Genomic DNA, 25,627 nt, shown 5'->3' on the forward strand with positions numbered 1-25,627 from the left:
ATCATCCATACCTATTGGTTATGGACTCGGCCCTTGGGTGCGGAGGAGGCGGGCGACAGTTCCGTGCAGATGTCGCGGGCGCAGTCGATGAAATCGCGATGCAGCAGGCTCAGGGGGTCGTTGGCGTGCACCATGATGTTGATGGGGATGGGCACGGGCGGGTCCAGGCGGCTGAGGGTCATGCCGGGTTTGAGCATGGCCCGGCCGGTCAGCAGATCCACGATGGCGTCGCCGCAGCCGGCCTCGACCAGGCTGCAGGCCACGTAGTGGGTCTGGACGATGATGCGGGTGTCCAGATCGATGCCCGCCTGCTGCAGCGCCTGGTCCATGATCGTGCCCACCTGGTCCCGGGTGTCCAGCGCGATCACGGGCCGGCCCGCCAGTTGCCGGATCTGAATGGGGTTGGGGGTGGGCGTCAGGCTCAGGTAGGCCAGTTCCGTGGCGCCGATGGGCAGACGGCGCAGGCCCGGATGATCGTGATTGTCGAACGTGATGGCCAGGTCCAGTTCCTGGGCATGCAGGCTTTCGACCAGGTCGGGGCTGTGCAGGGTGCTGATCTTGAAGGAGGCGGCCGATGCCGGATGGAAGCGCTGGATGGCCATGGGCAGCAGCCCCAGGCCGATGGCCGGCGCGCAGCCGATGCGCAGATGTCCCTGGCGCCCCTGGCGCAGATTGGCCGCCAGCCGGCGCACGTGGGCCAGTTCCTGGCCCAGCAGTTCGATCTGGGGGCTGAGGATCTCGGCTTCGCGGGTGGGAACCAGCCGGCCCTTGACGCGGTCGAACAGCTTGAATCCCAGCTGGGATTCGGCGTGCGCCAGGGTTTTGCTGGCTGCCGGCTGCGAGATGTTCAGCAGGGCGGCGGCCTGGGTCAGCGAACCGGCCTGGCGGATGGCTTCGAAGATTTCGATGTGCCGCAACCGCATGGAGGATGCCTGGAGGAAACGGAATGGCGCCGGGCTGCGCGCCCGACAGTCCAGCAGTATAGAGCATAGCCTGCTGTTATGGGACCCCGTGAAATTGCTATTTGTTGGATCCCGGCGATCTGCTGATAATGGATGGATCACCTTGCCGCTTTGCGGTCTGGTGCCGAGGATGACAAATGATTACACTAGCGGTCGCCTGCCGCACCCCTGGCAGGCCCGTTCCCGTCAAGAACGACGGAAACCCAATAAAACAGGCTTTCTAGGAGGAACCATGAAAATATTGCCTATCATTCTGGCGACGACTGTTGCAGTAGCGGGCATGACCACCGCCCAGGCTGAAACCAGCCGGATGGACAAGATCAAGTCCACGGGCGAACTGACGCTCGGGTATCGCGAGTCATCGATTCCGTTTTCCTATCTGGATGACAACCAGAAGCCCGTCGGCTATTCCATGGACATCTGCTATGGCATCGCCGACGCCCTGAAGAAAGACCTGAAGCTGCCCAACCTGAAGATCAAGCTGGTGTCCGTGACCTCCTCCACGCGGATCCCGCTGGTGGCCAACGGCACGGTGGACATCGCCTGCGGTTCCGCCACCAACAATGCCCAGCGCCAGGAACAGGTCGCCTTCGCGCCCACCACTTTCGTGACGGCCACGCGCTTCACCGCCCTGAAATCCTCGAACCTGAAAGACCTGGCCGACTTCAAGGGCAAGACCGTCGTCTCCACGTCGGGCACCAGCAACCTGAAATGGCTGACCCAGGTCAATGCCGAGCAGAACCTGGGCATGCGCATCATCCCGGCCAAGGACCACTCCGAAGCCTTCCTGACGGTGGCCAACGGCCGCGCCACGGCATTCTTCATGGATGACATCCTGCTGGCGGGCCTGGTCGCGAACTCCCAGAACGCCAAGGACTGGATGATCAGCGAAAAGGCCTACACGATCGAGCCCTACGGCATGATCGAACCCAAGGGCGATCCGCAGTTCAAGACAGCGGTGGACAACGCCGTCAAGGCCATGATGAAGGACGGCAAGATCGACACGCTGTACAAGAAGTGGTTCATGTCGCCGATCCCGCCGAAGAACATCAACCTGAACTGGCCGATGACGCCGGAACTGAAGAAAGTCATCGCGAATCCCACCGATTCGCCCAACCCCGCCGACTACAAGCAGTAATCCGTAGTCCTCAGGGAAACACGGCGAAAGTGGCGGCACCTCCCGGACCCGGCGCTGGGGGGTGCCGTTTGCATCACAGGCGCCCATGGCTGCAGTCTCTGCGTCCATGGGCGCCCCACAGGATATCCATATGAATTACCACTGGAACTGGCTGATTTTCTGGGCGGACGCCCCTGATGGCACCGGAACCTATCTGCACACCCTGATCCGGGGCGCGTACTGGACGCTCGGCGTGTCGGCCCTGGCCTGGATCATCGCCCTGGTCTTCGGCGTCATCATCGGGGTCCTGCGCACCGCCCGCGTCGGCTGGGTCGAACGCGTGTGCGCCGGCTACGTCGAACTCTTCCGCAACGTGCCGCTGCTGGTGCAGATGTTCTTGTGGTATTTCGTCTTTCCCGAAGTCGTGCCCCAGTCGCTGGGCAACGCGATCAAGCAGGCGGATCCGGTCTGGAGCACCTTCTGGACGGCGACCGTCTGCCTGGGGCTGTTCACCTCGTCCCGGATCGCGGAACAGGTGCGGGCGGGCATCACCGCGCTGCCGCGCGGGCAGAACATGGCGGGCACCGCGCTGGGCCTGACCCGGCCGCAGGTCTACCGCTACATCCTGCTGCCCATGACGGTGCGCATCATCATGCCGCCGCTCACGTCCGAGGCCTTGAACCTGATCAAGAACTCGTCGATCGCCTTTACCATCGGCCTGCTGGAAATCACCGGGGCCGCCCGGTCCATGCAGGAATTTTCCTTCCAGATTTTCGAAAGCTTCACGGCCGCCACCATCCTGTACCTGATCATCAATCTGGTGGTCGTGGTGCTGATGCGCCTGATCGAAAAATGGATCAGCGTGCCGGGCTTCATCGGCACCAAGCGCTAAGGAGACGACCATGTTCGGATTCGATTTTGACGTCATCTGGCGCACGCTGCCCTACGTGCTGGGCACGGGCCTGGTGTTCACGGTGAAACTGACGGTGGTGGCCACGATCGGCGCGGTGATCCTCGGCACCCTGATGGCCATGATGCGGCTGTCCTCCAATCCGGTGATTTCGGGGGTGGCCGGGTTCTACGTCAACCTGATGCGGGCCCTGCCGCTGATCCTGATCATCTTCTGGTTCTATTTCCTGGTGCCCTACATCATTGGCTGGGTGACCGGGGCGGGCCGACCGATCGCCGTCGGCGGATTCACCTCGGCGCTGATCACCTTCATTCTGTTCGAGGCCGCGTATTTCTGCGAAATCATGCGCGCCGGCATCCAGTCGATTCCTTTCGGGCAGATCGGCGCGGGTTATGCGCTGGGCCTGAATTACTGGCAGGTCATGGGCCAGATCGTGCTGCCGCAGGCGTTCCGCAACATGACGCCGGTGCTGCTGACGCAGATGATCGTGCTGTTCCAGGACACGTCCCTGGTCTACGTGCTGTCGTTGACCGACTTCCTGGGGGCCGCCAACAACATCGCGCAGCGCGACGGCCGGATGGTCGAGATGTTCGTCTTCGCCGCCGTCGTCTATTTCCTCATTTCGTATGTCGCGTCCCGCTCCGTCAAACGGCTGGAGCGCCGCATCGCCATCGTGCGCTAAGGACAGGAGTTATTCATGATTGAATTCAAGAACGTCAGCAAGTGGTATGGGTCTTTTCAAGTCCTGACGGATTGCACGACATCGGTGTCCAAGGGCGAAGTCGTGGTGATCTGCGGCCCGTCCGGGTCCGGAAAGTCCACGCTGATCAAGACCGCCAATGCGCTGGAACCCTTCCAGAAGGGCGAGATCTTCATCGACGGGGTGTCGGTGGGCGCCGCGGGCACCAATCTGCCGAAACTGCGCTCGCGCATCGGCATGGTGTTCCAGCACTTCGAACTCTTCCCCCATCTGTCGGTCATGCGCAATCTGACCCTGGCGCAGATCAAAGTGCTGGGTCGGTCCGAATCCGAGGCCAAGGAACGCGGCCGGGCCCTGCTGGATCGCGTGGGCCTGAGCGCCCACATGGACAAATACCCCGGCCAGCTCTCCGGCGGCCAGCAGCAGCGCGTCGCGATCGCCCGGGCGCTGGCCATGAACCCCATGGCCATGCTGTTCGACGAGCCCACCTCGGCGCTGGACCCGGAAATGGTCAACGAGGTGCTGGACGTGATGGTGGACCTGGCCAAGGAAGGCATGACCATGATGGTCGTGACCCACGAAATGGGTTTTGCCCGCAGCGTGGCCGACCGGGTGGTCTTCATGGACCAGGGGGCCATCGTCGAGGACTGCGCGAAGGACGAATTCTTCGGCAACCCGGAAGCCCGTTCCGATCGCGCCAAGCATTTCCTGTCGAAGATCCTGCACCACTGATGGTGCGTCGGGCCGGCCGTTCCGGCCGGCTCTGTTTTTTGTTTGTGAAAGGTGTGAGTCATGATTCCCGGTGTCGACAATGACAGCATTGTCTATCTGAATGGCGATTACGTCCGCTTGGGCGATGCCAAGATCTCGGTCCTGGACCGGGGTTTCATTTTTGGCGACGGCATCTACGAAGTCGTCCCCTGCTATGGGGGCAAGCCCTTCCTGATGCAGAACCACCTGGCCCGCCTGCAGCGCAGCCTGAAGGCCATCCGCCTGGAGACCGGGCGCGGCATCGCGGACTGGGAAGCGCTGGTCGCGGACATGCTGTCGCGTTCCGGCGCCCGGGGGGATTGCTCGGTGTATCTGCAGGTCACGCGCGGCGTGGCGAAACGGGATCATGGCTTTCCGGCCGACAGCCAGGCCACGGTCTTTTGCATGGTCTCGCCGTTGAAGCGCCCCAATGCGCACAAGCGCGGACAGGGCATGACGGCGGTCAGCATGCCCGACGAACGCTGGCTGCACTGTGAAATCAAGTCCGTGTCCCTGCTGGGCAATGTGCTGGCGAAGCAATACGCCGCGGACGCGGGCGTGGACGAAGTCCTGCAGTTCCGCGACGGCAACCTGTCCGAGGGCTCGTCCTGCAACATCTGGGTGGTCAAGAACGGCGTAATGCGCGCTCCGGTGCGCGATAACCTCATCCTGGAAGGCATCCGCTACGGCTTCCTGGAACAATTGGCCGCCGATGCCGGCATTCCCTTCGAGTCCCGGCCGATCCCCAAGGCCGAGGTCGCCGAAGCCGACGAGCTGATGCTTTCGTCGGCCACCAAGGAAGTCCTGCCGATCACGCAATATGACGGCCGCCCGGTGGGTTCGGGCACACCGGGGCCGGTGTACGCCCGCCTGCGGGCCGCCTACGATCAGGCCATCGCCGCCCTGTGATGAGTCCGGACGGCGGGGGTCAGTCCACCTGTCCTCCCGCCGACCACCAGACGAATTGATTCTTGCCGGCGTTCTTCGCCGCGTACATGGCGGTGTCGGCCCGGCCGATCAGGGTATCCAGGTCCACGCCGTGCAGGGGATACTGCACGGCGCCGATGCTGGCGGAAATCCGCACTTCGATGCCGTCCAGGTCGAACGGCTGGCACAGCGCGTGCAGGACGTTGCGGATGATGCGCTCTCCCTCTTCCTGGGTCTGCAGCCCGCCCAGCGCAATGGCGAATTCGTCGCCGCCAAACCGCGCCACCGTGTCTTCCGACGTCGCCCGGACCTGACGCTTGAGCCGCTGGGCCACCTGCTGCAGCAGAACGTCGCCCGTGACGTGGCCGTAGCTGTCGTTCACGGCCTTGAATCCATCCAGGTCCAGGTACAGGATGGCGGCCTGCTTCCCGTGGCGGCGGGCGGATTCCAGCGCCCGCAGGCAGCGTTCCTGGAACAGGACGCGGTTGGGCAGCCCGGTCAGGTGATCATGCCGTGCGGCGTGCGTCAACCGGGATTCGCTGGCCTGCAGGGCCAGGGTGATGGCTCGCTGGCGGCTTATGCCCAGGATCAGGGCGGCGGCAAAGCCCAGGATCAGGATCGAAGAAGCGCCGGCGGCCAATAGATAGCCGGTGCGCCGGTGCAGGACAGGGGCGACGGCCTCGTCGTAGGCCGTGCCGACCACGGCCATCAGGGGGTAGCCGCCCAGCGTGCGGTAGCTGATGATGCGCCGGACGCCGTCCGGATCGGCGCCATCCACGAAATTGCCCGTCGGCTGGTCGGCGCGGCGGATGAACCAGGGCAGCTTGCGGGCGTCCTCGTTGAAGCTGACTTTGTCGCCCGTCTTGCGCGCGCGGGTATACCCGTCCAGCCCCGTGACTTCCAGCAAGCCGTGGGCGCCCAGGTCGGCCTGGCGATAGAAATTGGTCAGGTAGGCCGGGTCGATGGCGACGACGACCACTCCGCCGAAGCGCCTGTCCGGCAGCGTGATCCGCAGGGACAGCGGGATGCGCCATTGCCCCGACACCCGGCCCAGGACGGGGCGGCTGATGAACAGGGTGTCGACGGGGTTGTTGCGTTCCGCCACGAAGAAGTCCCGGTCCACATAGTTCACATTGGGCGGGGTGTCCTGGGAACTGGCGATGATCGCGCCTTGCTCGTCCACCACGCTGATGATGGTGAACATGTCTTCGCGGATCACGCCCGCCTTGACCCAGCCCCGCAGATCGGGGGGCGTGCCGTGCCGCAGGTAGCCTTCGCGGGCGAAGGCGGCGACCTGTTCGGCGGCCTTCAGGGTGCGGAAGATGTCCTGCTCGAATGCGATGGTCAGGTTGGAATTGGCCCGCATGGCGGCGTTGACCGCCTGGTCGAGCTCGCTGTCGATCCGCTGCTGCACGGCCAGCCAGATGGCGCCGATGACGGCCAGGCACAGCAATGCGGTGGCAAGGCACAGCGGCGTATTGAATGCGTAGCGCTGTTCGGAGCCCATGGTGTGGTGTGTTCATCTTTTGAAACATTGCCACTGTACCGGTCCCCCGGGTTTTCGTCGAGGGCCGCCTGAAGCGCTGTGGCCGCCGGGCGACGCGGCGGAGGGGGCGGGGCGGGCGCCGCGGTCCGGTTTTCCCCTGTGATATTCTTTTCAGTTCCCTCCATCATTCTCCGCGTGCCATGTCCGTCGATTATCTGAAGCGCATTCTGACGTCCAAAGTCTATGACGTCGCTCATGAAACCCCCCTGGACCTGGCCCCCCGAATCAGCAAGCGCATCGGCAACACCGTGCTGCTCAAGCGCGAGGACACCCAGCCTGTGTTCAGCTTCAAGCTGCGCGGCGCGTACAACAAGATGGCGCACCTGAGCGCCGACGAGCTCAAGCGCGGCGTGATCGCGGCCTCGGCCGGCAATCATGCCCAGGGCGTCGCGCTCGCCGCCAGCCGCCTGAAATGCAGGGCGGTGATCGTGATGCCCGTGACGACGCCCCAGGTCAAGATCGACGCGGTGCGCGCCCTGGGCGGCGAGGTCGTGCTGTTTGGCGACAGCTTCACCGACGCGGCCGAGCACGCCGCCGAATTGCAGGCGCGCGACGGGCTGACCTTCGTGCATCCCTTCGACGATCCGGACGTGATCGCGGGGCAGGGCACGGTGGGCATGGAAATCCTGCGCCAGCACCCGGGCCCCATCGATGCCGTGTTCGTGGCGATCGGCGGCGGCGGGCTGATTTCCGGCGTGGCGGCCTACATCAAGCAGTTGCGGCCCGACATCCAGGTGATCGGCGTGCAGACGGAAGACTCCGACGCCATGATCCGCAGCGTGCGGGCCGGGCGCCGCGTGCGCCTGAACGACGTGGGCCTGTTTTCCGACGGCACGGCGGTCAAGCAGGTCGGCCAGGAAACCTTCCGCCTGGTGCGGGAGTACGTGGATGATTTCGTGACGGTCGATACGGACGCCATCTGCGCCGGCATCAAGGACGTCTTCCAGGACACGCGCAGCGTGCTGGAGCCGGCCGGCGCCCTGGCGCTGGCGGGGGCGAAACGCTATGCGGCGCAGCAGAAATGGAAGGGCAAGACCCTGGTGGCCATCACCTGCGGCGCCAACATGAACTTCGACCGCCTGCGCTTCGTGGCGGAGCGCGCCGACGTGGGCGAAGCCCGCGAGGCGCTGTTCGCCATCACGCTGCCTGAAAAGCGCGGCAGCTTCCTGCGCCTGTGCGAAGCGGTGGGCCAGCGCGCCGTGACAGAATTCAATTACCGGATCTCCGATGCCGAGCAGGCCCATGTGTACGTCGGGCTGCAGATCCGCTCGGAACCGGAAATCGAGAAGCTGGCCGCGCATTTCCGCAAGCTGGATTTCCCCACGCTGGACCTGACCGGCAATGAAATGGCCAAGACGCACCTGCGCTACATGGTGGGCGGCCATTCGGGCCTGGCCAAGCACGAGGTGCTCTATCGCTTCGAATTTCCGGAGCGCCCGGGCGCCCTGATGAAGTTCCTGGGCGCCATGAATCCCGACTGGAACATCAGCCTGTTCCATTACCGGAACCAGGGCGACGATTACGGCCGCATCCTGGTCGGCATCCAGGTGCCGCCCGACGACAAGAAAGCCTTCAAGGACTTCCTGGCGACCCTGGGCTATCCGTACTGGAACGAAACGGAAAACCCGGCCTATCAGCTGTTTCTGTAGGCCTGCGGGATTTCAGGCCGCGTGTCCCTCCGGGTCCGCGGCCCGGACGGCCGCCGCGCCGACCCGCGCGGCGGGAAAGACGATCGAAAACGCGCTGCCGGCCCCCGGCGTGCTGGCTATGTCCAGCGCGGCCTGGTGGCGCAGCACCACGTGCTTGGTGATGGCCAGCCCCAGGCCTGTGCCGCCGGTGGCGCGGGACCGCCCCCGGTCCACCCGGAAAAAGCGCTCGGTCAGGCGAGGAATGTCGTCCGGGGCGATGCCGATGCCGGTGTCGCGCACCTGGTAGCGGGCGCCGCCGTCGGGCCGCCGTTCCCAGGTCACCGTGATCGTGCCGCCTGCCGGGGTGTAGCGCACGGCGTTGGTCAGCAGGTTGCTGAGCGCCGACGAGAGTTCGCTGTCCTGGCCGATGACCTGCAGCGTGTCGTCCACGCGCACCTCGAACCGGTGCTGGCCCTTGGACAGCGCCTGGCATTGGGTCAGGGCCGTGCGGATCAGCGCCGGCACGGGAACGGGGGTGCCGGGGCCGTTGGGCGTGGTTTCCAGGGACGACAGGGTCAGCAGATCGGCCACCAGCGCCTGCATGTTGTGGGCCTGCTGGGCCATGAGTTCCAGATAGTGGCGCCGCTGCTCGGCGCTGATGGCCTCTTCGGGCAGGTCCAGCAGTGTTTCCACGAAACCGGACAGCACGGTCAGCGGGGTGCGCATTTCATGGGAAACGTTGGCGACAAAATCCTTGCGGGTGTTCTCCAGCCGTTCGATCTGGGTGATGTCGCGCGTGACCATCAGGAACTGGCCGACGCCGTAGGGCGCCAGATGCAGCATCAGGGTGCGGGTCTGGCCGCCGCGGTTCAGGTGCAGGATCAGGGGCTTGTCCCAGCTGTCCTGGCGCGCGTAGCGGGCGAATTCCGGCGCCCGGATGATGTTCAGGATGCTGTGCCCGCGGTCCTGGCCCTGGTCCAGGCCCAGATGGTCGGCCGCGGTCTGGTTGCACCACAGCAGGGACTTGTCCGGCGCCAGGGTCAGGGCGCCGTCGGGCAGGGCCTCGGCGGCCAGCAGGGCGCGCTGGAAGTTGCGGCTGCGCTCCTGCAGGTCCAGGCGGTTCTGTTTCAGCTTGCGGTAGATGGGCGCCAGGACTTCGTCCCAGGGGCCGATCGAGGGAGGCGGCGGGTCGTCGATGTTGCGCACCCAGCGGGCGATGCGGGACAGCTGCAGGCCGCTGGCCAGGACCATGGCGAGCAGCCCCAGGGCGAAGACCGCCCAGCCGGTGGCGGCGCCCAGCCAGGCGCCCAGCAGCCAGCCGCCCAGCGCCCAGAGCGCGATGGAAACAAGCGTTTTGGTCATTCCGTATGTGTCGTGCTGAAACGGTAGCCGGCTCCCCGGACGGTCTGGATGGTGTGATCCTGGCGGGCGGGGGAGAGCGCTTTGCGCAGGCGGCGGATGTGGACGTCCACGGTGCGTTCTTCCACGAAGACGTGATCGCCCCAGACCTGGTCCAGCAACTGGCCGCGGCTGTACACGCGCTGCGCATGCGTCATCAGGAAGTGTAGCAGGCGGAATTCGGTCGGTCCCATGGGCAGGGCCTGCTGGCCTCCGAAGACCTGCCGGGTATTGGGATCCAGCCGGAGGTCTCCCGCCTGGATCGGGTCCGGGGTGAGCTGCGGCGCGCGGCGGCGCAGCAGCGATTTGATGCGGGCCAGCAGTTCGCGCGGGGAGAAGGGCTTGGTCAGGTAATCGTCGGCGCCGGCTTCCAGACCATCGACCTTGTCCTGTTCCGTGCCGCGCGCGGTCAGCATGATCAGCGGTATTTCGCGGGTGCGGGGCGCGGCGCGCAGTTGCTGGGCCAGACGGATGCCGGGCTGGTCCGGCAGCATCCAGTCCAGCAGGATCAGGTCGGGCAGCACGCTCTGGATCTGGGCCAGCGCTTGCCGGGTGTCCTGCGCCGTGTTGACCGCATAGCCGGCGTGCTGCAGGTTGATGGACAGCAGTTCCAGGATGGCGGGTTCGTCTTCGATGATCAGGATCGTGGCGGACATGACGGATGTGTGAATTCAGGTGTCGTGTTGAGCATGGTCATCATACGGTCACATTATTTCATTCATGTGACGCCGCCGCAGCCGGGTTCGGGGATGCCTGAACGGAGGAATGCGGTACGATACGCGGATCATGAGCGAATCATCCCAACAGCCCGGCCAGGGGCCGGAAACCCATTTCGGATTCGAGACCGTCCGCGAGGCCGACAAGGCCCATCGCGTGGCCGAGGTCTTCCATTCGGTCGCCAGCCGCTACGACGTGATGAACGATCTGATGTCGGGCGGCCTGCACCGGGTCTGGAAGGCCTTTACGGTCGGCCGGGCGCAGATCCGCCCGGGCATGCGGGTGCTGGACATCGCCGGGGGCACCGGCGATCTGGCGCGGGCGTTCGCCAAGCGGGCCGGGCCGACGGGCGAGGTCTGGCTGACCGACATCAACGATTCCATGCTGCGGGTGGGGCGGGACCGCCTGCTGGACCGCGGGCTGGTGACGCCGGTGGCGGTGTGCGACGCCGAATGCCTGCCGTTTCCCGATCGGCATTTCGACCGGGTGTCGGTGGCGTTCGGTTTGCGCAACATGACGCACAAGGATCGCGCCCTGGCCGAAATGCATCGGGTGCTGAAGCCCGGCGGCAAGCTGCTGGTGCTGGAATTTTCCCGCGTGGCTCCGCCGCTGGCGCCCGCCTACGACTGGTATTCCTTCAACATCCTGCCCAAGATCGGCCGGTTCGTGGCGTCCGACGAGGCCAGCTACCGGTACCTGGCGGAATCCATCCGCATGCATCCGGACCAGGCAACGCTGGCCGACATGCTGCGCACGGCCGGGTTCGGCCGGGTGCAGTATTTCAACATGACGGCCGGCGTGGTGGCGCTGCACGAAGGCGTGCGGCTGGACTGATCTCTTCCGTCCCAGGCATTGATCGGGGCCGCATGATGCGGCCCCGTCCGTTTCCGGGCCCGTCCGTCGGCGGGATGGGCCGTTCGCGCTTGCGGTTTCTACTGCGAAGCGGGGAAATCTGTGGTAATTTACAGAAATTCAGCTTCCTGTCAGCTTGAGATTCAAGCCGGCAGCCGCAAGCCGATGAACGATTTCCCAGGAGACTCCATGATTGTTCAAATGCCACGCTGGTTCCTTGCCACGCTGCTGCTGGTTGCGGCCCTGCTGATGCTGGCCGTCACCTCCGATGCCCATGCGCGTCGCATGGGCGGCGGCATGAGCTTCGGCCGCCAGTCCTCCAACGTCACGAGTCAGCGCCAGGCGGTCACGCCGCCCACGGCCACGACGACGCAGCGGTCCGCGACTTCGACGACGGGCGCGGCGGCCGGCACGGCTGCCGCGGGCACCGCCGCCAAAACCGGCATGTCCCGCTGGCTGGGCCCCATCGCGGGCATCGCGGCCGGCCTGGGCATCGCCGCCCTGCTGTCCAGCATGGGGCTGTCGGGCGCCTTCCTGGAATTCCTGTCCAGCGCCTTGCTGATCGGGCTGGTGATCTTCGCCGTCATGTTCCTGGTGCGGCGCCTGCGCGGCGCGCAGCGTCCGCTGGCGGCCGCCGGGGCCGGGGCGGGCAACAGCTATCGCCAGGCGCAACAGCCGTCCTCCTGGACGCCGCCTGCCTCGGCGGCTCCAGCCGCGTCGGCCGCGCCGGTGATCGAAGCCGTGCCTTCCACCGCCGTCCAGGATCCGTCCTGGTTCATTCCCGGCGACTTCGACGTGCCGGCCTTCCTGACGCAGGCCAAGCAGCAGTTCACCCAGGTCCAGGCTCTGTGGGACGCGGGCGACCGCGCCGCGCTGCGCGAGCTGCTGACCGACGATCTGCTGGCGGAAATCACTCCGCGCCTGCCCCAGCCGGGCGAAGGCAATCACACGGAAATCGTGCTGCTGAACGCCGAACTGCTGGGGATCGAAACCGTGGCGGGCGGCCATCTGGCCAGCGTGCGCTATTCGGGCATGCTGCGCGAAGCCGCCGGCGCCGAGGCCTTCCGCGTGGAAGAAGTCTGGAATCTGTACAAGGCCGACGGCGCGGGCTGGCTGCTGGCCGGCATCCAGCAGCTGAATCCGCAGTCCTGATCCGGCTCGCGGGGCGGGCCGGGCCTGCATGCCGCGGCCCGAAGCCCCGCATGGGCTCAGGGATCCTCTGAACAAGTCGTCGCGCCGCGTGCATCTGCGGATTCGGGTGGTCTGCGGCGTTGCTCATCCTCGCGATAGCTACGGCTATCGCTGCGGTTCGCGCCTTGCATCCCATCCCGATCCGCAGCGCCCGCTTGCCGCGCGACTTGTTCAGAGGATCCCTTGCCCAAAACCAGTAAACTGAGGGTCCGGGAACATCGCCACGGCGTGTCCCGGACCTTCTGTTTTCCGGGCTGCCTTGGCCCGGTCATCGGTTCCCTGCGCATGAACATATTGCTTCCTCCCTTCCTGCCCCGGCCTGCGGACCTTCTGCTGCGCGGGTTCAATGCCTTGCTGCGCCGGGAACCCTGGGCGGGCGAACGGCTGGCCAGTCATGCCGGCAAGTCCGTCCGGGTCGCCTCGGGGGCGTGGTCGCTGCAGATCAGCATCGGCTCGGATGGCGCCTTGCAGGCCTGCGATGCCTCCGTGGTGCCCGACGTCACGCTGTCCATCCCGGCCGACCGCCTGCGCGATCTGCCGGCCGCCTGGCGCGGCCAGGGCCTGGCCGGGATCACGGCCCTGGCCCGGATCCAGGGCGATGCGGGTCTGGCGCACCTGGTGTCCGACCTGGCGCGGGACCTGCGCTGGGACGTCGAAGACGATCTGTCCCGCGTCGTGGGCGACGTGATGGCGGTGCGCCTGGTCCAGGGCGGGCGGCGGCTGGCCGCCGGCGCACGGCTCGGCGCCACGCGGGCGCAGGACAATCTGGCCGAATACCTGGCCGAAGAATCCGGCATCGGGGTGCGCGGCGCGGATTTCCGCCGCTGGCGCGGCGACCTGAGATCGCTCGAATCCCGGCTGGACCGCCTGGATGCCCGCCTGCGGCAACTGCCGGGGGCCGCATGCTGACGTTCTGGCGTCTCAGCTACATCTTGTGGGTCGGCCTGCGTTACCGGCTGGACGAGCTGGTGCTCTCCAGCCTGCAGCATCCCTGGGCGCACAGGCTGCTGCGCCTGATCTGTCTGGGGCATCGCCCGCGCCGCCCCCGGGGCGAGCGGCTGCGGCTGGCCCTGGAAACCCTGGGGCCGATCTATGTGAAATTCGGCCAGGTGCTGTCCACGCGCCGCGATCTGGTGCCGGCGGACCTGGCCGACGAACTGGCGCGCCTGCAGGATCGCGTGCCGCCGTTTCCCTCCGACCAGGCGGCGGCCATCATCGAGGAATCCCTGGGGGCGTCGCCCCAGGTCCTGTTCGCGCAGTTCGACCGCGATCCGGTCGCCTCCGCCTCGATCGCCCAGGTGCATTTCGCCGTCCTGCACGATGGGCGCGAGGTCGCCGTCAAGGTCCTGCGTCCCGGCATGCGCGAGGCCATCGAGCGCGACCTGACCCTGTTGCGCTCGCTGGCCGGCCTGGTCGAACGGCTGGCGCCGGATGGCCGCCGCCTGAAGCCACGCGAGGTCGTCGCCGAATTCGACAAGTACCTGCACGATGAATTGGACCTGATCCGCGAGGCGGCCAACTGCAGTCAGCTGCGGCGCAATTTCGGGCCGGATACCGGCCGTGCCGACCTGCTGCTGGTGCCCGAAGTCGTCTGGGAATTCTGCGCCAGCCAGGTCTTCACCATGCAGCGCATGCGCGGGGTGCCGGTCAGCCGGGTGGCCCAGCTGCGCGAGCTCGGGGTGGACATCCCCCTGCTGGCTCGCCAGGGCGTGGAAATCTTTTTCATGCAGGTGTTCATCGACGGCTTCTTCCATGCCGACATGCACCCGGGCAACATCTATGTGTCCGACGGCCCGGATTCCCTGGGGCGCTACATCGCCCTGGATTTCGGCATCGTCGGCTCGCTGTCGGAATTCGACAAGAACTATCTGGCGCAGAATTTCCTGGCCTTCTTCCGCCGCGATTACCGCCGGGTGGCGCAGCTGCACATCGAATCGGGCTGGGTCCCGCCCACCACCCGCGAAGAAGAACTCGAAGGCGCGGTGCGGGCCGTGTGCGAACCCTATTTCGACCGGCCGCTGGCGGAGATCTCCCTGGGGCAGGTGCTGCTGCGCCTGTTCCAGACTTCGCGCCGCTTCAATGTCGAGATCCAGCCCCAGCTGGTGCTGCTGCAGAAAACCCTGCTGAACGTCGAGGGCATGGGGCGCGAGCTGGACCCGAATCTGGATCTCTGGCAGACCGCCAAGCCCTTCCTGGAACGCTGGATGCATCAGCGCGTGGGGCTGCGGGGCCTGCGCCAGCGGCTGGACCAGGAAGCCAGCCAGTGGGCGCAGATCCTGCCGCAGATTCCCCGCCTGGTCTACACCCGCCTGAACCACCCCGATCCGGGCCCCGCCATGCGGGCCGAACTGGAACGGCTGCGCCGCGCCCAGGAAGGCGCCAATCGCCTGCTGGTCGTCTTGTGCGGCATCCTGGCGGTGGGGCTGGGGGTCGCCGTGTGGGCTTTGACGCGGGGGGGCGGATTATGACCTCCGGACCGGCCGATACCGCGCGCCGCGCCGCAGCGGCCGGCGCTGCCGGGGCGGGCACGGCCCGGGGCGTTCCCGCGCCCCGCTTCGAATCCAAGATCCTGTCCCCCGACGAATGCCGCCAGGCCATCGCCCGGGGCGGCTTGCCGCGCCCGCTGGTGTTCACCAACGGGGTGTTCGACATCCTGCATCGCGGCCACGTCACGTATCTGGATCAGGCGGCGCAGCTGGGCGGGACGCTGATCGTGGCGGTCAATACCGACGCGTCCGTGCGCCGGCTGGGCAAAGGCGCGGACCGGCCCCTGAACGCCTGCGCGGACCGGGCGGCCCTGCTGGCGGCCCTGGCCTGCGTGGACCTGGTGACCTGGTTCGAGGAAGACACCCCGCTGGAACTGATCCAGGCGCTGCGGCCGGACATCATCGTCAAGGGCGGCGACTACGACATGGACCTGCTGCCGGAAACCGTCGCCGTGCGCGGCTGGGGCGGCCGGGCAGTGGCCATTCCGTTCGAGCATCAACGGTCCACCACGGCCCTGCTGAAGAAGATCAGGCAGTAGCAGGCTGCGCCGGCCTTGCCAAAAGAAAAGCCTCTTTCATCCGAAGAGGCTTTTCAAGGCGGAGCGGCCGGTTCTGGCGGCCGCCGGTCGATCAGAACTTGAAGCGCGAACGCGCGGTGCCGCGCAGGGGCTTGGTCCAGGTGTCGAAGATCTGCACGGTCTCGAAATTCGCGGCGCTGGTGCGCGTGATGCGGCAGGCGGTCATGATGGGGTTGTGCCCCACGATGGCCACCAGGCGTCCGCCCACGGCCAGCTGGTATTTCAGCGCGTCGGGCACGGCCGGCACCGATCCGGTGATCAGGATGGCGTCGTATTCCGCGGTGCCCCAGCCCGCGTGGGCGTCGCCGGTTTCCTGCACGACGTTGCCGATCTGGCTGCGGGACAGATTGTTCTGGGCGAAGGCCGCCAGGCGGCTGTCGATTTCAATGGACGTGACCTGCTGGCACAGGCGCGACAGCAGCGCCGCCTGATAGCCGGACCCGGTGCCGATTTCCAGCACGCAGTCGGTGGGGGTCAGGTGCAGTTCTTCGATGAGTTTCGTTTCGACCTTGGGCGAGAGCATGTGTTCGCGCGTGTCGATGCCATCGATCACCAGGGGCAGTTCCGTGTCCGTGAACGCCAGGGCCTGCAGCTGCGGCGGCACGAAGCGTTCGCGCGGCAGGTCGAAGGCCGCCTGCAGCAGGCGTTCGTCCTGGACGTTCCAGGGGCGGATCTGCTGTTCGACCATGTTGAAACGGGCACGTTCGGCGTCGCTGATGTCGTTGACGTTCATGTCTCGTAAGCCTTAGGGTTAACGTGAGTCGATTATAGGACAGACCCCCGCTCCTGCGGGGCGGGCGAGGGCCGACGGCGGGTTCAGGCGGGCCGGCCCCACCAGGCGTGGAAGTGCTGCACGGGCCCGTGGCCGGACCCTACCTGCAACTGGCCGGACGCCGCGATGGCCTGCTCCAGATAGTGCTTGGCCTGGCGGGCGGCCTCCGGCACGTCGCCGGCGCGCGGCAGCAGGGCGGCCAGGGCGGCCGACAGGGTGCAGCCGGTGCCGTGGGTGTTGGGGGTGTCGATGCGCCGGCCCGGCAGCTCGATCATGCGGTCGCCGTCGTGCAGCAGGTCGATGGTGTCGTTGCCGGGCAGGTGGCCGCCCTTCAGGAAGACCCACCGGCGGGCGTCGTCCGGCAGCAGGCGGCGCAGGCGTTCGGCCGCCCGGCGCATGTCCTTCAGGTTGTCGACCGGACCCTGGTCCAGCAGCACGCCGGCCTCGGGCAGGTTGGGGGTGATGATGGTGGCCAGCGGAATCAGGCCTTCGCGCAGCGCCTCGACGGCCTGGCGTTCCAGCAGGTGGTCGCCGCTCTTGGCGACCATGACCGGGTCCAGCACCAGATGAGCGGGCCGCCAGTGGGCCAGCCGGTCCGCCACGGCGCGCGTCACGCCCGCCTGGCCCAGCATGCCGATCTTCACGGCGTCGACGCGCACGTCGGCGAACAGCGTGTCGATCTGCGCGGCGACGAATTCCGGCGGCACCGGGGCGATGTGCGTGACGGCCTGGGTGTTCTGGGCCGTCAGGGCGGCGATCACCGCCATGCCGTAGGCGCCCAGGGCGCTCATGGTCTTGACGTCGGCCAGCACGCCGGCGCCGCCGGAGGGGTCCACGCCGGCGATGGATAGGGTGTTCGGAATCATCGAGGGTTCTGCGTCGGTCGTAAGGGCCTGGCGCCCCCGTTCGGTCAAGACCCGTTCAAACGGGGCGGCCGAACGGGGCGCCGGGCGGTTGCGGATTCAGGGGCCGGGAAGAATCAGGCCGCCCGTGTCGAGGGCAGCAGGCCTTCGACGGGCGAACTGGGATCGGCGTCGTAGTATTTGCGCTTCACGCGGCCGGCCAGGTAGGCTTCGCGGCCGGCTTCCACGCCCAGGCGCATGGCCCGCGCCATGCGGATCGGATCGCGGGCGCCGGCGATGGCGGTGTTCATCAGGATGGCGTCGCAGCCCAGTTCCATGGCGATGGCGGCGTCGGACGCCGTGCCGACCCCCGCGTCGACCAGCACGGGCACGGAGGCCTGGTCGATGATCAGCCGCAGGTTCCAGGGATTGACGATGCCCATGCCCGAGCCGATCAGGGATGCCAGCGGCATCACGGCCGACACGCCGATGTCTTCCAGCATGCGGCACTGGATGGGGTCGTCGCTGCAGTAGACCATGACGTCGAAGCCGTCGGCCACCAGCGTGCGGGCCGCCGCCAGGGTCTCCGGCATGTTGGGAAACAGATTGCCGGCGTCGCCCAGCACTTCCAGCTTGCACAGATTGTGGCCGTCCAGCAGTTCGCGGGCCAGCCGCAGGGTGCGCACGGCGTCGTCGGCCGTGTAGCAGCCCGCCGTGTTGGGCAGGATGGTGTAGCGGTCCGGCGACAGGAAATCCAGCAGATTGGGTTCACCCGGGTTCTGGCCGATGTTGGTGCGGCGGATGGCGACGGTGACGATTTCCGTGCCGCTGGCCTCGATGGCATCGCGGGTCTGGTCGAAATCGCGGTATTTGCCGGTGCCGACCAGCAGGCGGGACTGGAAGGTGCGGTCGGCGATGGTGAGGGTGTCTGCGGTGTTCATGGCGTTGTCGTGGGCGAAGCGGTGATGGATGCCGCCGTGCGTGGCGGCTATTGGGGGACAGGATAATCCATTTGCGGCATGGTTGCGGGCCGGTTGCTTCGTGGACAGCGCCTTCCAGCGAAGTCCCGCCGTGCTTATCGAAATAATCTTATAAGGGGAATGCGAAGGCCGAATGTATAAATTTGTTTAAAATATAGCACTTTGAATCAAACGTCAGTTCGGCTGGGCGGATCGTTGTTCAGCGTCATCACAAGTCTGGGAGGATAACGTGCTGGGAAGCAAAAAAGTTTTAGTGGCTGCCTTGGTGGCTTCTGTGTTTGCGACGGGGTGCGCGACGGATGGCAGTGGCGGCGGCTGGGGCACTAAACAGTCCATCGGGACCGCGATCGGCGCTGTTGCCGGTGTGCTTCTGGGCAGCCAGATCGGGGGCGGTACGGGCCGCACCGTGGCGATGATCGCCGGCGCGCTGGCAGGCGGTGCGCTGGGCAACTGGATCGGATCGAATCTGGATGCGAAGGACCAGGAAGCGTTGGCCGCTAGCACGCAGCGCGCCTTGGCTAGCGGGGAAGCGCAGAACTGGAAGTCCGATCATAGCGGAGCGACGGCGGTGATCCGTCCTGTGTCCTCCAAAACCGAAACCCGCGAAGCGTCCGTCAAGCGTTCCCAGAACGTGGTTCAGGTCAAGAATCTGGTTGCTCTGAACGAAACCTGGCAGGCGAAATCCTCGACCAACCTGCGGGCGGGGCCTGGCACGGAGAACGCCAAGATCGGCGGCCTGTCCAGCGGTCAGACGTTTACCGCGCTGGGGCGCACGGATAACAATTGGGTGGCTGTCGGCCGCAAGGGCGTGACGGTCGGCTATGTGTCTGGTTCGCTGGTTCAGCCTGTCGCCGTGGCGAAGGCGGATCAGGCGGTTGATCTGGATACCATCACGGTCGCCCAGGCTCAGTCCCAGGGTTTCGATCTGGATACGATCGAGCCGGCAAAGCCGGTCGTGGATACGGTCGCTGTGCAAACGACCTGCCGCACGGTGCAGTATGACGTCACGACCGCCAAGGGCAGTGAGTCCAAGACCGTCGATGCGTGCCAGCAGCCGGATGGCGCATGGCAGATCGGGTGAGTCTCATGACGCAACGTATGCTGGTGTGGGCAATGGCGGGCGCCTTTGCCTGCGGCCCTGCGTGGGCCGAATCCTCCCGCTTGGCGTTTTCCAAGGCGGAGAACATCGAGATTTTCGTCGAACACGCTGCGGGCGCTCCGTGGTGTTCGGAACGTCCGGATCTTCGAGTGGTGTTTCATGGTGCGCCGGATATGGCGGCGCTTGAACGCCTAATGCCCAAGCTGGGCGCTTTGCTGGGGCAGCAATGCCCGCAAGCCAGCGATGTAACCTGGCGTAGCCAGGACAGTGCAGGCAAGGTCGTGGCGGCGGGGATCAGCAGCAAGGCTGGTCAGTGGAAGGCTGTCGTCGCGCAGCCGCAGGTTGCGGACAAGAGCGTGGCCAGTGGCAATGCGCCTGTAGTGGCTGTTGCGCCGGTGGCGGCGGCCACGCATGAACAGGCCGATCCTCAACCGAAGGTTGTTGTCGCGGCTCCTCCACGGCCGGCCCAGGGTGCTGTTGCTGCGGGTGAAAAGATTGCGGCGGATCGGATTGCAGCGGACAAGGCTGCGGCCGAACAAGCTGCGGCAGAGAAAGCAGCGGCTGAGCGGGTGGCGGCAGAGAAGCTGGCTCTCGAGAAAGCCGCCGCCGACGAAGCCGCCAAGAAGGCAGCGGCACAGGCTGAGCCGCAGGCCACGCTGGGGGCGGCAGACTTCGACGTCAAGGGTTGGAAACCGCAAAATGAAGCGGATGCGCTGGCCGCGTCGCCGTTTATCAAGACCCTGCAGGACCAGAACGGTTGCAACATCCGGATCGGCTATCGCCTGGACGAGGCGGATGCGAAGTATGTCTCTTTGTTGAGTTCGGGCCTGAGCTGCGATGCGCGGGGCTTTGCTCAGGGAATGGGCGGCCTGACGCTGCAGCGGTCCGACGGTGCGGTGATCGCGCGGGAAAGCAAGGTCTACTTTCAGGATGGCTATGCGTTCAACACGCCGGTCCAGGCCGCGCGCCTGGTTGGCAGCAACGGCCGAGATGTCGTCTGGTTCAGCGTGGGCCACAATGCGGCGACTCAATCGTATTTTCTGCTGCGTGCCACGGTCGCGGCATGGGGCGGCGGTTTGCAGCCGTTGCGCGTCAACCCGGATCTGGACGTGCTGACTTCTCAGGAGTCCAACTTCCGCCAGGCTGCGGATATTTCCCATCAGATTGAGGCAGCCTTGAGGGCTTTGCAGACTCAGGCCTTGCCAGATGCAAATGGGGTGAATGTCCGATTTGCCGATGGTTTGGATGGTGTCGTCGCTCAGAATCGGGATCGCATGATGTATGCCATCCATGCGACGCGCGATTGGGATTACCGGAAGCGTCATGCCGTCGGAGCCTGGAAATATCGCCTGGATCGGGGGGATAACTACGTCTTCGCGCGTGAAAAGCGCAAGGCGGAAGAGGAACGCCAGCGCCAGCAGCAGGCCGAGCGGCAGGAAAAGCAGCGTCAACAGCAGCTGGCGTGGGAAAAGCGCCGTGCGTTGCAGGACAAGGCTCGGGAAGCGGAACGGCAATTGGCTCAGTATCAAGAACTGGTCGCGAAGGACAAGGCGGCACCGGATAGCCTGTTGGCCCAGTACTTTGTCCGTTCCGCCTCGTACACCCCCCTGAAAGGAGGGCAGTACGCCCGTTTCTACGCAGGCAACCCCCTGACGTTTCAGCAGATCGTGCGCGTCAGCGGCCACGATGGCAATGACGCCAAGGTGGATTTCCCGTATGACTTGCGGATTGCGGGTGGCAAGGATCTGAAGGAATCCTGGTATGCCGTCAGCGGGGCTGCGCGTGCTGATCAGAAACGTCTGGATGACGCGGGTTTGCCGATGACGGTGGTGACGCCCAAGTCCGCAGGCGGGATTCAGGCCTGCAAGAAAGAAGGATGTTCTGATCTGGCGGATCCGCTGACGGTCATGCGCTTGCTGCATGGTGTGCCGGATTGGACGCCGGAAACCGCTCAGCGGCAGATTGATCAAGCCAAAGCCGAAGGATGATGAAGATGGATCGACAAAAGAAATTCCTGGCGATTGGCGGCGCGACCGCTCTGATCCTGGCGGGCGTTTGGGTGACAGCATCCTCGGTGGCGACTCGCCGCGCGGAGGATAAGCTCTATGGCCTGTTGGATCAATACAAGCTGCGGGACGCCGTGCATTGGCAGGATCTGTCGGCTTCGCCGCTGGGTTCGGCAACGCTAAAAGATGTGACGATCCGGTTTGGGTCCGCAAAAAATCCCGAGCAGATCGCCATCGAGCGCGTGACGCTGTCAGACCTGGAGGATTCAGCGGATCGGAAGACGGCTCGTGTTGAAATTTCCGGTATCGCGGGGGCCGGCGGGTTCAGTCCCTTGGCGCAAGTCGGCGTGATTCAGGCCGCTGGCCGTACCGATTTGCCGCCGTTTTCGCTGGCATTGGCGTGGGATCTGGATGGCCGAGCGGATACCGGGTCGCTGCAGTTGTCCCTGGATCAGCCCGAGGCGTTCAAGGGCGATTTCAATGTGAACATGAGCCGTTTGCGGGAGCTTCTGCGTTTCACGGATCGCCTGGCCGACAGCAAAGCGGAAGAGATCCCGAAAATGCTGGGCGGCTTCGGCTTTTTCGGGCCTTGGGGCGTTCTGATGGCCATCGGCCAGAAGGTGCAGCAGGTGGAAGTCGGCTCCATCACGGCGAGTGTGAAGAATGACGGCTATGTGACACGTTCCCGTGCGTTGGCGCTCAGGCACGATGTTGATGTCGCTCCAGGACAGGGCTCGGCGGAAAAGCAAAGGAAGAAATGGCTGGAAGACAAAATCGATGCGGGCAAGGAACAGTGTAAGCGCGATCCTGAAGGCGCTTTCGATGGGGCGCCTCTGCGGCGCGAGGACTGTCTTGCACTGCTGGATTTCGTGACGGGTGGTTCTTCCAAACTGTCGATGACGATGGAACCCGCCCGGCCGGTCTCTTTGGAACAGCTCTTTGATGGCGGCGGGCGTCGCGATTCGTATCGCCCCTTGCGCTTGCTGGAGATGAAGCTGAGCAATTGAGGTTGGAAGGCCGCGTGCGCGCCAGTGGATGCGCGGCGGCTGATTTTTCCAGTTCGACTGTTGTGGCTTTGTTGATCAGCCCTCAGCGCGGGCTTGTAGGCGGCTGCCGATGATCGCGCAGATCCGCGCAGATCGCCTCGGCCGCGTCCACCAGGCGCGGGCCCGGCCGGTGCAACTGGTCCGGGTCGATGGCGTAGATGCGGCCCGTGCGGGCGGCCGTCAGCCCGTGCCGCGCCCACCAGGCCCGCCGGGCGGCCAGGGTTTCGCGACCGTAGGGCGACAGCAGCAGCACCTGCGGGTTCAGGTGCAACACCGACTCCACGCTGACCTGTGGTGCCGGGATCGCGTTCGCGGCGTAGGGATTGACGCCGCCGCAGCGCGCCAGCAGGTCATTGATCAGAGGATCCCTGCCCAGGGTGTACAGCGGATCGGCGCTGATTTCGATGAAGACGGTCTGAGGCGGGGGCGGCGCCGCCCGCAGGTCGCGGATGCGGTGTTCCAGGCCGCGCGCGGCGGCGTCGGCGACGGACCGGGTGTCCAGGCGTTCGCCCAGGTCGCGGATCAGCGATGGAATGTCGTCCAGCGATTCCGGGTCGGCGTAGATCAGGGGCACGCCCAGCGGGGCCAGGCGCCGCGCCAGGGAGCGCGTGCCGTCGGAGGGCTGCCAGCCGATCACCAGGGTCGGATGCAGGGTCAGGATGAGTTCTTCGCTGAATTGGATGCCGTCGCCGATGCGTGGGATGGCGCGCGCTGCGGGCGGGTAGTCGCTGCTCAGGACGGTGCCGACGATGTCGGCGCCGGCCCCGGCGGCGTAGACCAGTTCCGTGGCGTTGGGCGCCAGGGTAACGATGCGGGGCGTGGCGGCCGCGCCAGCGATGCCCGCCCAGGCGGCGCACAGGCCGAAGCAGACGGCGGCGGCCAGACGCGGCAGGCATTGCCGCACCTTTCCGAAGCCGTCCGTCGTCGGCTGCTTCATGTCTACATCCGCCAGGACAGGTTCACGAACACGTTGGAGCCCGGCGTGTTGTAGCCGTCCACCAGCACGTAGTCCTTGTCCAGGATGTTGTTCCAGCGCACCTGCATGCCCAGGGACTTGCTGAAATCGTAGGCGGCGGTCAGGTTGACCAGGGAATAGCCGCCCAGGCGGGCTTGCGTCGAGGCATCGACGCGATTGCCGGTGTATTGGTATTCGGCGCCCAGTTTCCAATCCTGGATGCGATGTTCGGCACCGAGATGGAAGACCTGGCGGGCGCGTTGCGGGAGTTGAGAGTTTTCGCCCGCCTTGGGGTCGTCGTTGCGCGGCTCCATCAGGTCGGCGCTTGCGCGGATCGTCGTGTCACCGAAACTGTGCTCGCCTGTCAGGGTCACGCCACGGATCGTCGCATGATCGATATTTTGCGGGGTGATCGCGAAGGTCGCGGGATCCGTCATGTTGGTGATCAGATTGCGAATCTTGTTCTGGTACGCGGTGAGCCGCAGCAGGGTGCTGTCATCCTGGTATTGAACGTGCGCTTCGACATTGCGGGATTTCTCCGGCTTCAAGTCTGGATTGCCCGCGAAGGAACCGTAGGGGCCGAAATCCTCGAAGGGCCAATACAGGTCGTTGAAGGTCGGCGCGTGGAAGCCGGTGTTGCCCGCGATTCCGATCTGCCAGGTGTCCGTCAGATCGAAATCCAGCCCCAGGCTGCCTGTCGTCTGGTTGCCATAGCCCGAGATATTGTCGTTGCGCACGCTGGCCTGGGTATGCAGGCGGTCAAACTTGCCTTTGTAGATCAGGGCGGCGGCATTGGTATTGCGCGCGTCCCGGTCGTATTGCGTCGTGCTCTGGACACGTTCTTCCTGGCGCTCCAACAGGACCGACATCCTTTGGTCGACGAGGGGCTTGAACGTATTGGTCCAGCTGTAGTGGCGTTTGAGCGAATTGACGACGCTTTGGTAACCCCGGTCGTCGTAGCCGTCCTTGGTGAAACCGAAGCGCAGGTCGCTGTCCCACCAATCCGTGATGCGATCGGCGCTGCTCAGGCTGTAGGCTTGTTGCCTGTGGAGCGCATAGGCATCGCTTGTGAAAGTGCCTGCATCGTAATCGCCTCGTGTGTAGCCGTTGTAGGCCGTCAGACCGATGCGGTGGCCTTCGGCCCAGCGGTAGCCCAGCGTGCCCGAGACGGCATGGCTGCGGTAGCCGTCTTTGTCCGGGTAGTGATTGAAGTTGAGGGCATTGTTGGCGGTGTGGCGGCGGGTGGCATCGAACCCCTTGCTGGTTGCCGCACTGGTCGAAAAGCTGTAGTCCCAGCCCTGAGCCGCGCCCGACAAGCCCAGACTGGACTTGGCGGTTTCGTAGGTTCCGTAGCCGACATTCGCCCAGGCCGACAGGGGACGGTCCTGTTCGCCCTTCTTCGTGATGATGTTGATCACGCCGCCGATGGCATCCGAGCCGTACAGGCTGCTGGCGGCGCCGCGCAGGATCTCGACGCGTTCCACCATGGCCGGGTCGATGGCCGGGAAGCTGACGGTGCCCGAGGCCGAGCCGTTGATTCGCATGCCGTCGATCAGCACCAGCGTGTGATTGGAGTTCGCCCCGCGCAGGAACAGGCTGGTCACCGTCTGCGGCCCGCCGTTCGACGTGAATTGCACGCCGGGCGCGCGCCCGATGATCTCGGCGATGCTGTCGCCGCGCGCCTCGGCCAGTTGCTTCGGCCCGATCACCGTCACGTCGCCGACCGCGTCGGACAAGGGTTCGGCAGTACGGCTGGGGGTGACGACAATGTCCTGCAGCGCGGGAACGGCTGCGGCATCGGATTGGGCCGTGGCGGCCAGGGGGAACAGACAGATGGTTGCGGCGAGCGTGCGCCGCGAAAACGAGATGGTCATGACAGGCCCTGTAGGGTGCGCGTCCCCGCACACCGGAATCATCAACACCTGCAGGCCGTGGTGAATCCGCCCGGATGATTTGGTGATCGGGCGCGGCGAACAGGCAATCAGGAGATCGAATCAGGCCGGTATCGGGCTGACGCGGGCCGGGCCGAAGGCCTGGCGGACGCGCTCACCGTTGCGGGGGCAGCACAGCTGGGTTCAGTGATGAACCGCCTGTTTCCCGTTTAAACGCCGGGCGCGGACAAGCCGTCCCGGCATACCTTGTTTCGGAGGGCATTATAAAGGCCT

At 65.6% G+C, this 25,627-nt stretch carries 23 protein-coding genes and 1 riboswitch; of the genes, 14 read left to right on the forward strand and 9 right to left on the reverse strand.

All coding sequences use genetic code 11. From position 1 onward, the window contains the following. Nucleotides 1–11: 11 nt before the first annotated feature. Entirely contained in the window at nucleotides 12–923 is a 912-nt protein-coding gene (locus Q0263_RS02965) for a LysR substrate-binding domain-containing protein (RefSeq protein WP_298013173.1), read from the reverse strand. 271 nt (nucleotides 924–1,194) lie between these two features. Here Q0263_RS02965 and Q0263_RS02970 point away from each other — a divergent pair, with 271 nt between their 5' ends. The 5 genes from Q0263_RS02970 to Q0263_RS02990 all read left to right on the forward strand — a co-directional run bounded on the left by Q0263_RS02970 (nucleotide 1,195) and on the right by Q0263_RS02990 (nucleotide 5,348). Further along, nucleotides 1,195–2,100 (forward strand): amino acid ABC transporter substrate-binding protein, encoded by a 906-nt coding sequence (locus tag Q0263_RS02970; RefSeq protein WP_298013175.1) that lies wholly within the window; start codon nucleotides 1,195–1,197, stop codon nucleotides 2,098–2,100. A 130-nt stretch (nucleotides 2,101–2,230) separates the two neighbouring features. Continuing rightward, nucleotides 2,231–2,971, forward strand: a complete 741-nt coding sequence (locus Q0263_RS02975; protein WP_298013177.1) for an amino acid ABC transporter permease — start codon at nucleotides 2,231–2,233, stop codon at nucleotides 2,969–2,971. A 10-nt stretch (nucleotides 2,972–2,981) separates the two neighbouring features. Continuing rightward, nucleotides 2,982–3,671: an ABC transporter permease subunit gene (locus Q0263_RS02980; RefSeq protein WP_298013179.1), complete on the forward strand. Its 690-nt coding sequence runs from the start codon at nucleotides 2,982–2,984 to the stop codon at nucleotides 3,669–3,671. Between the two features lie 15 nt (nucleotides 3,672–3,686). Next, complete coding sequence (locus tag Q0263_RS02985; protein WP_298013181.1) at nucleotides 3,687–4,421, forward strand: amino acid ABC transporter ATP-binding protein; 735 nt, start codon at nucleotides 3,687–3,689, stop codon at nucleotides 4,419–4,421. Nucleotides 4,422–4,481: 60 nt separating this feature from the next. After that, nucleotides 4,482–5,348, forward strand: a complete 867-nt coding sequence (locus Q0263_RS02990) for a D-amino acid aminotransferase (RefSeq protein WP_298013183.1) — start codon at nucleotides 4,482–4,484, stop codon at nucleotides 5,346–5,348. A gap of 19 nt (nucleotides 5,349–5,367) precedes the next feature. On the opposite strand, the gene Q0263_RS02995 is transcribed toward Q0263_RS02990, so the two are convergent. Further along, nucleotides 5,368–6,873 (reverse strand): sensor domain-containing diguanylate cyclase, encoded by a 1,506-nt coding sequence (locus Q0263_RS02995; protein WP_298013184.1) that lies wholly within the window; start codon nucleotides 6,871–6,873, stop codon nucleotides 5,368–5,370. Between the two features lie 143 nt (nucleotides 6,874–7,016). Here Q0263_RS02995 and ilvA point away from each other — a divergent pair, with 143 nt between their 5' ends. Beyond that, entirely contained in the window at nucleotides 7,017–8,561 is a 1,545-nt protein-coding gene (gene ilvA, locus Q0263_RS03000; RefSeq protein ID WP_298013387.1) for a threonine ammonia-lyase, biosynthetic, read from the forward strand. A 12-nt stretch (nucleotides 8,562–8,573) separates the two neighbouring features. On the opposite strand, the gene phoR is transcribed toward ilvA, so the two are convergent. Together phoR and phoB are read right to left on the reverse strand one after the other, a co-directional pair. Next, nucleotides 8,574–9,902: a phosphate regulon sensor histidine kinase PhoR gene (gene phoR, locus Q0263_RS03005; RefSeq protein WP_298013185.1), complete on the reverse strand. Its 1,329-nt coding sequence runs from the start codon at nucleotides 9,900–9,902 to the stop codon at nucleotides 8,574–8,576. Beyond that, nucleotides 9,899–10,594 (reverse strand): phosphate regulon transcriptional regulator PhoB, encoded by a 696-nt coding sequence (gene phoB / locus Q0263_RS03010; protein WP_298013187.1) that lies wholly within the window; start codon nucleotides 10,592–10,594, stop codon nucleotides 9,899–9,901. Before phoB ends, phoR begins: the two co-directional genes overlap by 4 nt. A 130-nt stretch (nucleotides 10,595–10,724) precedes the next feature. Here phoB and ubiE point away from each other — a divergent pair, with 130 nt between their 5' ends. The 5 genes from ubiE to rfaE2 all read left to right on the forward strand — a co-directional run bounded on the left by ubiE (nucleotide 10,725) and on the right by rfaE2 (nucleotide 15,723). After that, a complete protein-coding gene (gene ubiE, locus Q0263_RS03015) occupies nucleotides 10,725–11,489 on the forward strand; it encodes a bifunctional demethylmenaquinone methyltransferase/2-methoxy-6-polyprenyl-1,4-benzoquinol methylase UbiE (RefSeq protein WP_298013188.1) in 765 nt (254 codons plus the stop codon). A 207-nt stretch (nucleotides 11,490–11,696) separates the two neighbouring features. Further along, nucleotides 11,697–12,659 (forward strand): Tim44-like domain-containing protein, encoded by a 963-nt coding sequence (locus Q0263_RS03020; RefSeq protein ID WP_298013190.1) that lies wholly within the window; start codon nucleotides 11,697–11,699, stop codon nucleotides 12,657–12,659. A gap of 324 nt (nucleotides 12,660–12,983) precedes the next feature. Further along, on the forward strand, nucleotides 12,984–13,607 hold the full coding sequence (locus tag Q0263_RS03025) for an SCP2 sterol-binding domain-containing protein (protein WP_298013191.1): 624 nt from the start codon (nucleotides 12,984–12,986) through the stop codon (nucleotides 13,605–13,607). Continuing rightward, entirely contained in the window at nucleotides 13,601–15,166 is a 1,566-nt protein-coding gene (ubiB, locus tag Q0263_RS03030) for a ubiquinone biosynthesis regulatory protein kinase UbiB (RefSeq protein ID WP_298013193.1), read from the forward strand. Before Q0263_RS03025 ends, ubiB begins: the two co-directional genes overlap by 7 nt. Further along, on the forward strand, nucleotides 15,163–15,723 hold the full coding sequence (rfaE2, locus tag Q0263_RS03035; RefSeq protein WP_298013194.1) for a D-glycero-beta-D-manno-heptose 1-phosphate adenylyltransferase: 561 nt from the start codon (nucleotides 15,163–15,165) through the stop codon (nucleotides 15,721–15,723). Before ubiB ends, rfaE2 begins: the two co-directional genes overlap by 4 nt. A 91-nt stretch (nucleotides 15,724–15,814) precedes the next feature. Here rfaE2 and Q0263_RS03040 read toward each other — a convergent pair whose 3' ends face one another. From Q0263_RS03040 to Q0263_RS03050, 3 genes are all read right to left on the reverse strand, one after another. Next, entirely contained in the window at nucleotides 15,815–16,495 is a 681-nt protein-coding gene (locus tag Q0263_RS03040) for a protein-L-isoaspartate O-methyltransferase (RefSeq protein ID WP_298013196.1), read from the reverse strand. Nucleotides 16,496–16,578: 83 nt separating this feature from the next. Continuing rightward, on the reverse strand, nucleotides 16,579–17,400 hold the full coding sequence (gene thiD, locus Q0263_RS03045; RefSeq protein ID WP_298013197.1) for a bifunctional hydroxymethylpyrimidine kinase/phosphomethylpyrimidine kinase: 822 nt from the start codon (nucleotides 17,398–17,400) through the stop codon (nucleotides 16,579–16,581). Nucleotides 17,401–17,513: 113 nt separating this feature from the next. Further along, nucleotides 17,514–18,317, reverse strand: a complete 804-nt coding sequence (locus Q0263_RS03050) for a thiazole synthase (protein ID WP_298013199.1) — start codon at nucleotides 18,315–18,317, stop codon at nucleotides 17,514–17,516. Nucleotides 18,318–18,585: 268 nt separating this feature from the next. On the opposite strand from Q0263_RS03050, the gene Q0263_RS03055 reads away from it, so the two are divergent. The 3 genes from Q0263_RS03055 to Q0263_RS03065 are packed head-to-tail and all read left to right on the forward strand — an operon-like array spanning nucleotide 18,586 to nucleotide 22,468. Then, nucleotides 18,586–19,437 carry an SH3 domain-containing protein gene (locus Q0263_RS03055; protein ID WP_298013200.1) on the forward strand — a complete coding sequence of 284 codons (852 nt, stop codon included), beginning with the start codon at nucleotides 18,586–18,588 and terminating at the stop codon, nucleotides 19,435–19,437. Nucleotides 19,438–19,442: 5 nt separating this feature from the next. Further along, complete coding sequence (locus Q0263_RS03060) at nucleotides 19,443–21,443, forward strand: hypothetical protein (RefSeq protein WP_298013202.1); 2,001 nt, start codon at nucleotides 19,443–19,445, stop codon at nucleotides 21,441–21,443. A 5-nt stretch (nucleotides 21,444–21,448) separates the two neighbouring features. After that, nucleotides 21,449–22,468, forward strand: a complete 1,020-nt coding sequence (locus Q0263_RS03065; protein ID WP_298013203.1) for a hypothetical protein — start codon at nucleotides 21,449–21,451, stop codon at nucleotides 22,466–22,468. Nucleotides 22,469–22,550: 82 nt separating this feature from the next. Here the strand turns inward: Q0263_RS03065 and Q0263_RS03070 are convergent, their stop codons facing one another. Further along, nucleotides 22,551–23,444, reverse strand: coding sequence for a cobalamin-binding protein (locus Q0263_RS03070; protein WP_298013205.1), 894 nt, complete (start codon nucleotides 23,442–23,444; stop codon nucleotides 22,551–22,553). Between the two features lie 2 nt (nucleotides 23,445–23,446). Beyond that, the gene (locus Q0263_RS03075; protein WP_298013207.1) at nucleotides 23,447–25,336 is read right to left on the reverse strand and encodes a TonB-dependent receptor; all 1,890 of its coding nucleotides are present in this window, start codon (nucleotides 25,334–25,336) and stop codon (nucleotides 23,447–23,449) included. Between the two features lie 105 nt (nucleotides 25,337–25,441). Next, nucleotides 25,442–25,618: riboswitch (cobalamin riboswitch) on the reverse strand. Nucleotides 25,619–25,627 lie beyond the last annotated feature (9 nt).

Source organism: uncultured Castellaniella sp., assembly GCF_937988725.1.
GTDB lineage: Bacteria > Pseudomonadota > Gammaproteobacteria > Burkholderiales > Burkholderiaceae_B > Castellaniella.